This window comes from Frigoribacterium sp. AC759 (assembly GCF_979256015.1).
The window spans coordinates 1-1,409 of the sequence record NZ_CEEDMT010000056.1; the positions used below are offsets into that span (position 1 = coordinate 1).

The 1,409-nt window shown below is 74.9% G+C and carries 1 protein-coding gene and 1 pseudogene; both read left to right on the forward strand.

Annotated features, from left to right (window positions below; all coding sequences use genetic code 11):
- Positions 1-195: 195 nt before the first annotated feature.
- On the forward strand, positions 196-1,290 hold the full coding sequence (locus ACZ6JE_RS15045; RefSeq protein ID WP_464319456.1) for a tetratricopeptide repeat protein: 1,095 nt from the start codon (positions 196-198) through the stop codon (positions 1,288-1,290).
- Positions 1,291-1,311: 21 nt separating this feature from the next.
- Positions 1,312-1,409: pseudogene (locus ACZ6JE_RS15050) on the forward strand (SprT-like domain-containing protein); the annotation flags it as partial.

Sequence of the window (1,409 nt, forward strand, 5' to 3'; positions counted from 1 at the left end):
CCCCGATCTCCCGCTTCGAGGCACCTCATTCGCCAGCCCGGCGCCGCGCCGCGCCGCCCCGCCCGCCCCGCGCCACCGCTTCGAGGCACGTCGTCCGCCACCGCGACGGCGGGTCGTCGCGAATCGGGGCGGCAAGCGGGTGAGCCTGCGCGCCGTGCGGTCCGTTCGCGGGGCGGGCGGTTACCCTCGTACACGATGAGCGAGCACGACCCCCACCTCGGATCCGCACCCGGCAGCGCCCGCCCCCAGAGCGTGCCCCCGGGCCTCGCCGCGCCTGCCGGCTCGAGGCTGGGCGGGGCCGGCGGCTTCGAGCCGATCAGCCTCCGCACGGCGGTCGACGTGCCCGCCGCCGAGGCCCGCCTCGGTGCGCTCGGGCAGAGCCGCAGCACCTCGGCCCTCGGCGAGCGCGCCGATCTGCTGAGGCTGCTCGGTCGTCTCGACGAGGCCCTGGCGATCGCCGAAGAGGCCTTCCGTCTCGCGCACTTCACCGGCGACCGGGCAGACTCGACGGCTGCGCGGATCCGTCGGGCGCACATCTTCCGTGAGCAGGGCAAGCTCGAGCGTGCGCTCAACGACCTGCACACGAGTCTCATCACGGCGTCGACCGAAGAGTGGCGCGAGCTCGAGGCCGCGGCCGCCGAGCTCGAGGGTTACACGCTGCTCGAGCTCGGCCGCCACGACGAGGCGCGGGCAAGTCTCGCCCACGCGCTGACCGCCTACTCGGCGAGCGGCGCCCCGCGCGATCGCGCGGTGGATCTCCAGAACGCCATCGACGACATCCTCCGGGCCTACCTCGCGCAGACCGACGGCCAGTCGGTCGAAGAGCTCGACGACCCCGCTTCCGGAGGCGCGGCCGAGGTCTTCGACGCCGGTCACGACGCTCCCCGCCCCGGCGACACGAACCCCACGGGCGGTCTGCCGTCCGAGTCGCTCGTCGACCCCGCGGCCGCCGCGCGGGCCGCCGCGACGCGCACCGACGACTCCGACGAACGTGCGGCCCGCCACGCCCGGCGCGACGAGGTGCCGCCCGCCCCCGAGAGCGACCGTCCGGTGCGAGCCGACACGAGCCTGTGGGGCAAGATCTCGAGCCTCGCCGCGAACGCCGCCGGTCACCGCGAGGGCGACCGGTTCCGTGACTCGTCCCCTCGGTCGGACCGCGGTGCGACCTCTGGCCGACCCGACGACGAGGACGCCGAGACGACCCGACCCGGCGCGACCGGTGTCACCGGAGTCGTCGACGCCCTGCCCAAAGACGACCAGCCGTCGACCTGGCCGTTCCCGCCCCGGTGACCCGCGCCTCCTGATCCGCTCATGGCCGATCTCGATCGGGTGAGGCGCTGGGCCGACGCGCTGATCGCCCTGCATCTCGACCCCGCCGTCTGGAGCTTCGGCTTCGACAACGCCAAGAC